Genomic DNA, 10,004 nt, shown 5'->3' on the forward strand with positions numbered 1-10,004 from the left:
TTCTAGAAGTTTAGTAACAATTGGAAAAAACAAGAGCAAGGTTAATTATTAGCTTTAATCAATCTATGGCCATTTTTAATTTTTGGAAAGAGGAATATCCTATATCTCTTCTGAAAACCTGATTACCTCAAAAAAAGGAGTCGCAGATAATCAGCTCCTTTTATAGATTAGAATTATTTGTATATAGAAGTTAATCGAAGGATAATATTATCTTATCTTCCTAATGACGCCGTTATTAGTGAAACTTGTTGAAGAATACCTGTAGCAAGAAGATTTCCTGTCATAAAGAATAAAATTAAAATAATATAGAGAATATAAGGACTCATACATATTAGATATATATAAGTACGAGTCCTTATATTCAACAATCGCCCCCCTTTATCTATTATTAGCAAGGGTTTCACTTATTACAGGGTTGCTTGCTGCCCCTTTTCTTCCATAAGCTAGTTTGGCCCTATTGCAGTTGAGGGAATTGAAGAGCTATCCTTTTTATAAAGCGAAGATCTCTGCTCTTCTATTTTACAATACACAACATCTTTTATTTTTTATTACCTCTTTTAACAAGCCTCTCATTATCTATCTTTAAGCATAATTACTTCCATATAATATTATAATTAACTACCTTTTATCATGTTATTAATGTACTTTTTTCTCTTAGTTGAATTACTTCAAAACCTAAAGTTACAAGCTTCATCCTATTTTCATCACTGATAGCTTCCATTTTAATTATTAACCTGTTTTGAGCTCTACTCAACGCAACATAGTAAACCCTATGTGATTCTTTATTCATATCCGGATTAATAAGAAAATCAATTTCTTTGCCATCACCCTTTGAAGGTAGACTTACACAAACTGTCTCATATTCTTCACCTTTAGATTGATGAATAGTTTTAAAATTGATCAATCCATTTTCTATAATCTTTATTTGCGAGACTAGCTGTATATAAGTTAATTTATCATATAAAGCCTTTACTTTACCTCTAGTAATTTTCCCTGTTACGTCATAATGACCAACTATATAATTATTGTGAAGATCGGTAATACTTTCATTTTGGATAACTTCATAATCATTTATAAGTCTCCTTAAGTTTTCTAAAGCTTCCTTTTCAGTAAACCCAATTGTCTTCCGATAGGCCTGTTTCATATATTTTAATGCATTCTTTATATCAAGATTTTTAGCTAGTTCTAAAGCTTGAACTAAATAATATATTCTCCAACTTCTATCTCCATCTGAATCATCTACCAAAATATTCACATTGGGTTGATTGGTATGTTTATACGATAAAAACATAACCTGCCCTAAATTATCTTTTAAATAAGAGTCTGCTTCTGAACTATCTCCAACTAGAATCATCGGTGCTGGACCATCTAAGTTAATAGGGGAATATTGCTTAAAATCCACTGATTCTCTCATATGGTTTAATACATTAATAATTTGATTTGTAGATCGTCGATTTCCAGACAAAATATAAACTTTCATTTCATTTAAAGAAAATTCTCTGAATAAATCCACATTAGCTCCTTGAAAGGAATATATAGATTGACATATATCACCAATAATCCCAATACAAGTTTCCCTTTCACCAATCATTTTTAATATTTCTGTTTGGATTGGACTAGTATCTTGAAATTCATCAATCAAAATATAAGGAAATCTAGCTCTTATAATTTCTATGACTTCTGGTTTTTCTTTAAGAATACGATAGGTGAAATAAAGGACATCGTCGTGGCTTATTTTACCCTCCGTCCAATATAATTGTTTATAAAGCATATACGATTGTTTCTTAATTGAATAGCTTCCAATTCGTCCATCATTAAATTTTATAAACTTAAGTACTGGTTCCCCAGCTTCTAAAATCCATTTTAGTTTCCCTAATGCTTCTACTAAAGATTTATCATCAGCAAAATGTAACTGCTGACTCCTTGTTTTAAAATCTCTTAACTGACTTTTTCTTAGCTTAATTTCCTCGTGCCCATCTATTTTTTCTAAAGGAATTAAAGGATCATTTAAAACCCAAATATATGGCTTTACAATAAATTTATAACAAAAACTATGAATTGTGGAAACTTCTGTAGAATTTGTACAACCTTGCAATCTTTGAATTAGAGTATTCACCGCTGTATTGGTATAAGTGATACAAGCAATTTGTCTGGATTTCTTTAGTTTATGTGACTTTTTGAGAATATTTCTAATATGATTTGTCAAAAAAGTAGTTTTCCCTGCACCTGGACCTGCATAGAGTTTAAAATTCTGGTCAATAGGAATTTCACTTAAGCTATTTTCCAATTCAATTGCTACTGAGATATCCATTTTATCGCCTCCCTTATATAATCTGGGGGACTAATTAAGTTTTCCTCATCGTTACTAATTAAGTAAGCCATTTCTTGTGCTGCTTCCCCTTTTTTAACTGATAAAAGAAATCTACTTGCAAGTAGTGCAATTCTATTTTCCTTAGAATCTTTCAAAACTCCATTTTCTACCGATTCTAATAGTTCCGTTTTAAATTTTGATTTTCTAATCCTACTTATCATTTCTTCTAAAGCTTCTTCTCGGTCAACCATTTTAAATAATTCTTTCAACTCATTACTATTAGAGATTGAACTTGTTACTAAGATATCATTGGTATAATTTGTTCTGATCATTTCATATTCAAAAGTAGAGCTCAAACCAATTGGTTGTGTATATACTCTTATGTTAGATGAATAGCTTTCTCTGTTACTGATAAGGTGATTCGATGTTTCTTTGTAATCATATAATTCATTATTTATACTAAAAAAAATAGGATGACATTTTTCCCAATTGCTTGAATCATCTTCTGTAGTGTCATAATTAGCATTTGCTTCTGCTGATGTTCCTTCAATTATTTTCTTTCTCACCGGGTCTAAATCCGTAATACAAGCAATTTTTTTATTAATTGCATAAGGAGATTTAATAGTATTAAATAATTTTAAGAAATGATCAAAATATCTGCCACCAATATTTAAAACTGTTGTATGGCTATCTTCCAAAGATAACCCTAGTTTACTAGCAAACTCTGGTATAACTAGTTGTTCTGCAATTCCCTCAACTAGTATAATATTTTTTGCAAAAAATAGATCCGCCTTAGTTACATCCAAAAATCTTTTTACATAATCTCTAGACTTCTGATCTTCTTCAGAATAGGTATTACCTTCTTTAGTTTCAAAAACTTTATATGGGTAAGCCGGCCTTATAACTTCTATAGGTTTTTCGTTTCCAATGTTAACTTTTAATTTTTGCATAATTATTATATCTTCTAAGTCAACAGCGGCTGTTATATTAGGAGAATGAGAAGTAATAAATATCTGTCTTACTTCAGATTCTTTATTTCTTTTTAGAAACTGTAAAAACTTGTATTGCATACTAGGGTGTAAATGAGCCTCTGGCTCTTCAATTGCTAAAATTGAAAATACTTTAGAATTAGATCCTAGATACTCTCCAGAAGAGTCCTTTTGCATTTTGGAAAGCAATAAAGATATAAAGATTAAATTGTTATATCCTAAACCATTGCTTGTAGCGGGTAACTTAACACCCGTTTCCTTTTCTACAATTAATCTTAAAGCCGAATATAATTCATTATCGAGAATTTCACCTTCAAAAACGGGTTTCGAATTGTCTATACCTGCACCCGTATTTTTTACATACTTCAGAATTTGTTCTTCACCTTGAGTCATTCTATCTTTTAATGACTTTATTAATTTCTTTGATTCTTGAGCAAAACTATCTTTTTTTTGTTGAATTTTATCAAGCTTTTCTTGGATTTCTAAATTTACATCATTTTTAATTTCATAGTCCATATAAAAATCTATTACTTCTTTTAATAACATATTGTTACCTTTAAATAAATCCCTTTCAACATCCCTTATTGCACTAAGAAATTGAAAGTCGAATCTAGATAGTTCTGAGACATTAACCTGATTTTTTAAATCTGCATTTCCCACATATGTTTTGCTAACATATTTCTTTAAAAAATGTTGCTCGATTACTTTCCAGTAATCATTTATATCAGTACTAGATATTTCATTCATTAATTTTCTGTATGTATCTACATCATTATCAGGTAAGAAAAAATTGAATGTTATAGTAGCTTCATATGGAGTACCTATACTTGTCAGCCAGTTAGAAACTGCAACCAATTCATCCGAGTACGATTCTTCATTATCTGATTCCATTAATTTCGCGGATATAGAGATATTGGGAGGATTAGATTTTAATTTATCTAATGCTAAATTGTGATTAAAATCATTAATATTTAGTTTTCTAGAGGATTTACTGTCAAACAAGATTTCTAAAGCTTTAATTATTGTAGTCTTCCCTGCGTTATTTTGACCAATTATCACGTTAATCCCTTCTTTAAATTCAATAACAGTTGGTTCACTAGTAAATCCTCTAAAATTAGTAACTTTTAGTTCTGATATAAACATTAAAGTACTCCTTAATAGTTAAATTTTGTAACTCTATTTAATTATTTATATATTAACATATATTAATTTACAATATTCGAACATTTCCTTTATTCTTATTCCTCTATACGGTAACTAATCTACCATTTTGACATATGAATAAATACTTATCTCTGTTAAATACACAGTTTCAAGCAGTAATAAGCGTTAATCCTTCTTAATTTGAATTATGATATAATAAAGAAAACGTCTAATCCCTTATATACCAAGGTTTTAGACGTTTACCACTAGAAATTATTTAAGAGTTATTATACATTATGTAAAGAAATGTTCTTATTTAGGGGTGATAGAATTGGCTATAACAAAACAACATGAATATTATGAAAAGCGATTAGCGGAACTTCTAAAGGAAATGCCAGACTTTATAAATGAATATGTAGAGGCCAAAATGGATAATCGCTCCCCTCTTACCCTATTCAATTATGTTAGAGATTATAAGGAGTTTTTATCTTGGTTAATGGCTGATGAAAGGGTCAAATGGTCTAGTTTAAAAACATTTCCAGTAAGCTTGTTAGGATCTCTTCCCCTATCAGATGCACAAGATTACTTTAAATATGTCAGTCGAAAAAAGTACGAGAAAGCAAATGAATCTCATAAAATAAGTTCAAAAACGGTTAATAGGCATAAGTCCTCCCTTCGTTCGCTTTTCAATTATTTAACGATTGAAGCAGAAGTTTTAGGAACACAAGGTGAACCATACTTTCATCGAAATGTAATGAAAAAAATTCCTATCAAGAAAGTTTCGGAAACTTTTAATGAAAGAGCACGAAAGATTTCGGAGAAGATTTTTATAGGAAATGAAGATCTCAATTTTTTGGAGTATATAAAAAATGAATATGAAAACACTCTTTCCCCTTCAGAATTAAAGTTCTTTAATCGTGACAAGGAACGAAATTTTGCTATCATTTCATTATTTTTGGGTAGCGGAATTAGAGTAAATGAACTGATAGAATTACGCCTTAAAGATATCGATAGTAAAAATAACGAAATAAGTATTATTAGAAAAGGCGGTAAGAAAGATACTATTCCAGTTACTCCTTCTTCTATGTTAGATGTATTAGATTATCTATCTATAAGAAATGAAAGATATAAAGCAGGAAATGAGGAAAGTCAGTATCTATTTGTTAAACAATATAAGGGAGATACACTCCCTCTTACTGCACGTGCTGTTGAGAATATAGTTTATAAATATACCAAATCATTTGATAAACGAATGGCCCCCCATAAATTAAGACATACTTACGCTACTAATTTAGCAGAACAAACAGGAGGAGACATTCCGCTTATTATGAACCAATTGGGTCATACACAATCTGACATTTCCTTGCTTTATATCAATACATCTAGAGAAAAAGCTAAGCTTGCTGCAGAACAACTTGATCAAAGGAGAAAAAAATAAAAAAGGAAGCATTAAAGTGAAAACTTTATGCTTCCTTTTTGGTGTGCCCGGCATGTGTGCAATCTTTAGGGTGAAAGTCCCGAACTGCGAAGGCAGAAGTAGTAGTTAGCCTAACGCAAGGGTGTCCGTGGTGACGCGGAATCTGAAGGAAGCGGGCGGCAAACTTCCGGTCTGAGGGACACGAACTTCATAGAAGGCTAGGTATCATTGGATGAGTTTGCCAAACAAAACAAAGTCCTTTCTGCCGAAGGTGATACAAAGTAAATGAAGCAGATAGATGGAAGGAAAGATTGCACTCTTACCCGGGGAGGTCTGATGGATACGGGAAGTACACTTCCTAACCTACTTAGCGATAAGTAGCTGAACCATCAGAAGTCAGCCGATGTCATAGTACAAATCGGTCTAGAACGATTTGGAAGGACGGAACAATTAGGAGAGAATAGCCCTTGGCTTTCAGTAGGTCATGAGGAACACAGAAAACATAGTACCTCACTTGAGGAAGGAAACGGTGAATTCCGTGGGGGATCTCTTGGAGGGTGGAGTGACCACTGGCATAAGAAGATAAGCTATTCACGGAAGGAAGAATATAAATGTCAACACAAATATGTACATTTTCGCTCGTTTAAGGATGTACAAAATCACTCGTTTTCTTGCACTAAATGATCCTTTAAACGATAGGAATTTCCCACCATTGTCACAACCTTCGCATGGTGTAAGATGCGATCTAAGATGGCATTTGCCAGCTTAGGCTCCTGAAATACTTCATCCCATGCCTTAAAGTTTACGTTCGTTGTTAAGATCGTACTGCGCTTTTCATATCGCATGTCAATCAGTTGGAAAAATAATTTCGCATCTTCTTGATCAATTGGCAAATAACCAATCTCATCAATGATTAATAGTTTATATTTTGTATAATGTTTTAGACGAGTTTCTAAGCGGTTCTCCAATCGTGCTCGTCTTAAATTCTGAATTAAATCATGGCATTTAATGAAATAGGTACTTGTTCTTTTCTTTGCTGCCGCAATCCCTATGGCGGTGGCCAAGTGTGTTTTGCCAACACCACTTGGTCCTAAGAAAACAATATTCTCGTTCTCTTCAATAAAGCGAAAGGTTAGAAAATCTTGAATCTGTTGCTGATTGACTGAGGTTTGGAAAGTGAAATCAAAATCTTTTATTTCTTTCATATGTGGAAATGCAGCCACCTTTACCATCGACTGCGTCATATTTTGTTCTCGCACATCAATTTCATAGTTGGTTAACTTGATTAACGTATCAATAAATGACAGCTGGTTCTGGACTCCGAAATCAATTACTTCATTTAAATGTAGAGTCATTTGCTTCAGCTTTAGATACTCTAGGTTTCTTAATAATTGTTGATAATTAGTGGATAGATTCATTATTTATACACTTCTCCAATCGTTGCTAGATTTTTCTTTGCCAAATCATCGATTTCCGGATAGTTATAGTAAGGGGCTGAAACAGCCAAACCTGCTTTATAATGTGCTTCCTGATAATTTAGCTTCGCTTTGCTGATTGGATGCTGTGCAATAAGTTTCATGTTATAATAAATCCATAAGTTGTTATCATACACTTGTAAACCTACTTTCTTTCCTTGATATTCTGGTGGTACGGAATACTGGTTTGATTTGTAGGAGATCATGTTGGATGCATTGACTTTTACTTGTGTGTGCTTAATGCGATAGGAATCTCTTACTTTATCAGTTGGTAGCTGGAGTAAGTGGTTCCTTTCTTTTTTATATTCAATCATTGGTATTCTTCCTGTCCCTTGGTGAATCTGGTGATTCACTCTGTTGGCTAACTCTTGTATAAATTGATGCAGTTCCTCTAAAGAGAATTGTCCTTGATAGGCATGAATTTCGTCTAACAATTTCATTGTCGTTTCGACTTTTCCCTTTGTCCTTGGTCTGCCAGCGATACAGGCTTTCACTTTAAAGCCAAAGTCTTTTGCGAATTGCTCAAACTTTGCATTCACTTTACCCGGATAATGTTCCGTTCTTGCTTCATCCATCACTGTTTTCATATTATCCGTAAGGAGTTCCTCAGGAACACCGCCAAACGTTTCAAAAGCTTCTGTTAGAAAGGAAAACAGCGTACTTTGTGACTTGGAAATACTCAAGTGGAATACTCGCAATCTTGAAGTAGATAGAATAAGCGCAGCTACATTGATCTCGACCTGCTCGCCATCTTTTGTTTCATATTGAATATTTTCCTTCCAATCTAATTGAGCTTGTTTACCTGGCGGAGTTTCATAGCGAACCGTCCCCTTCGGAGAAGCAATACGTTTGTCCTCCACAAAGTAAGCATTAAATTCAGGTATTCGAGCGATATAGGCTCGAAAGGTCGAAGCACCACAGTCTAAACCGTGATTATCCTTTAAGTACTGCCAAAGCACCCGCCGATAATAAAACACCTGTTTAGAATCCTCAGATAAAAGAGCAGCGATCACTTCATAATATTCATCAATTTTTGAGGACTTTTTTCTTGTCCTCTTGGGGACAAAACCATTTAGATATTTCTCAACTGTTCGTCGATCTACTCCAAGTTCTTCAGCCAATTTACTCTTATTAATTTTCATTTTCATATGCTCCATTATTTGTTTGAATTTTGGTAAGTCTGAAAGACTATTAATCTCAAAATTAACATCGACATTTAATGATATATACATGACTAGTCACCTCAAGACTAGTATGTAAAATGAAAGCAAATTTGTACATATTTATCCAAGCATTATTGTACATATTTAAAATAGCATTTCTAGAAGAATAACGATGCTTTTAAATCAAATCCTGTCACGGGAAAATATGCTTCAAGCATTAAAACGAGTAGAACAGAATAAAGGAAGTCATGGAGTAGATAGGATGCCCGTACAAATCCTACGACAGCACCTAGTCGAAAACTGGCATTCTATCAGAGAGGCTATTTTCAAGGGTACTTATGAGCCAATGCCTGTCCGAAGAGTCGAAATCCCGAAAACTGGTGGAGGTTTTCGGCTACTAGGTATTCCAACCGTGAAAGATCGTTTGATTCAACAATCCATTGCCCAAGTATTATCGAAGATATATGACCCGATGTTCTCCGAACATAGCTATGGCTTTCGACCAAACCGAAGCGCCCATGATGCGGTAAGGGAAGCAAAGGGATATATCAAAGAAGGATATAGATGGGTTGTAGACATGGATTTAGAGAAGTTCTTTGATAAGGTCAACCATGATAGACTCATGAGTACACTTGCGAAAAGAATCAAGGACAAACCACTATTAAAGCTAATCCGCAAATATTTACAGGCGGGCGTTATGATGGATGGAGTTATTTCAAGTACAGAAAAAGGAACGCCACAAGGCGGACCATTAAGTCCATTACTCTCTAACATAGTTCTGGATGAACTAGAAAAAGAGCTAGAAAGTCGAGGGCATAAATTCGTTCGTTACGCGGATGACTGTAATGTTTACGTAAAATCGAAGCGGGCAGGAGAACGAACAAGGGTAAGCATTCAACGATTCATCGAAAAGAAACTTCGATTAAAAGTGAATGAGAAGAAATTAGCAGTAGACCGACCATGGAAACGGAAGTTTCTAGGGTTTAGCTTCACGTCTTCTAAAGAACCAAAGGTTCGTATCGCAAAAGAAAGCTTAAAACGAATGAAGAAGAAAATACGAGAAATCACTTCCAGAAAGATGCCCTATTCTATGAGATATCGGATGGAGAAATTAAACCAATATCTAATGGGTTGGTGTGGATATTTTGCATTAGCGGATACTAAATCACTGTTTATAAAATTTGATGGTTGGATACGAAGAAGACTTCGCATGTGCCAATGGAAAGACTGGAAGAAACCAAAGACAATCGCAACCTTATACATTTAGGTGTCCCAAAAGGGAAGGCTTATGAATGGGGAAATAGCCGGAAGGGCTATTGGCGCGTCTCGAATAGTCCTATATTAGATAAAACCCTCGATATTTCCTATTGGAATAATCAAGGGTTTAAAAGTCTACAAACTCGTTATAAATTCTGCGTCATTTATCTTAATTGAACCGCCGTATACGGAACCGTACGTACGGTGGTGTGAGAGGTCGGGAGTTAATCACTCCCTCCTACTCGATTT

The 10,004-nt window shown here is 33.7% G+C and carries 5 protein-coding genes and 1 pseudogene; 2 read left to right on the plus strand and 4 right to left on the minus strand.

What is annotated here, in order from left to right; genetic code table 11:
* Nucleotides 1–628: 628 nt before the first annotated feature.
* The gene (locus NST77_RS25490) at nt 629–2,311 is read right to left on the minus strand and encodes an ATP-dependent helicase (protein WP_341123890.1); all 1,683 of its coding nucleotides are present in this window, start codon (nt 2,309–2,311) and stop codon (nt 629–631) included.
* Nucleotides 2,296–4,443 (minus strand): ATP-dependent nuclease, encoded by a 2,148-nt coding sequence (locus NST77_RS25495; protein WP_341123891.1) that lies wholly within the window; start codon nt 4,441–4,443, stop codon nt 2,296–2,298. Before NST77_RS25495 ends, NST77_RS25490 begins: the two co-directional genes overlap by 16 nt.
* Before the next feature lie 322 nt (nt 4,444–4,765).
* Between NST77_RS25495 and xerS the strand changes: the two genes are divergently transcribed.
* Entirely contained in the window at nt 4,766–5,881 is a 1,116-nt protein-coding gene (xerS, locus tag NST77_RS25500; protein WP_341123892.1) for a tyrosine recombinase XerS, read from the plus strand.
* A gap of 638 nt (nt 5,882–6,519) precedes the next feature.
* On the opposite strand, the gene istB is transcribed toward xerS, so the two are convergent.
* On the minus strand, nt 6,520–7,278 hold the full coding sequence (gene istB, locus NST77_RS25505) for an IS21-like element helper ATPase IstB (RefSeq protein ID WP_061801337.1): 759 nt from the start codon (nt 7,276–7,278) through the stop codon (nt 6,520–6,522).
* Complete coding sequence (gene istA / locus NST77_RS25510; protein WP_061801336.1) at nt 7,278–8,567, minus strand: IS21 family transposase; 1,290 nt, start codon at nt 8,565–8,567, stop codon at nt 7,278–7,280. The genes istB and istA overlap by 1 nt, the downstream gene beginning before the upstream one ends.
* A 103-nt stretch (nt 8,568–8,670) precedes the next feature.
* Here istA and ltrA point away from each other — a divergent pair.
* Nucleotides 8,671–9,932, plus strand: a pseudogene (gene ltrA, locus NST77_RS25515) (group II intron reverse transcriptase/maturase).
* Nucleotides 9,933–10,004 lie beyond the last annotated feature (72 nt).

This window comes from Niallia sp. FSL W8-0177, from assembly GCF_038006285.1.
GTDB classification, from domain to species: domain Bacteria; phylum Bacillota; class Bacilli; order Bacillales; family Cytobacillaceae; genus Niallia; species Niallia circulans_A.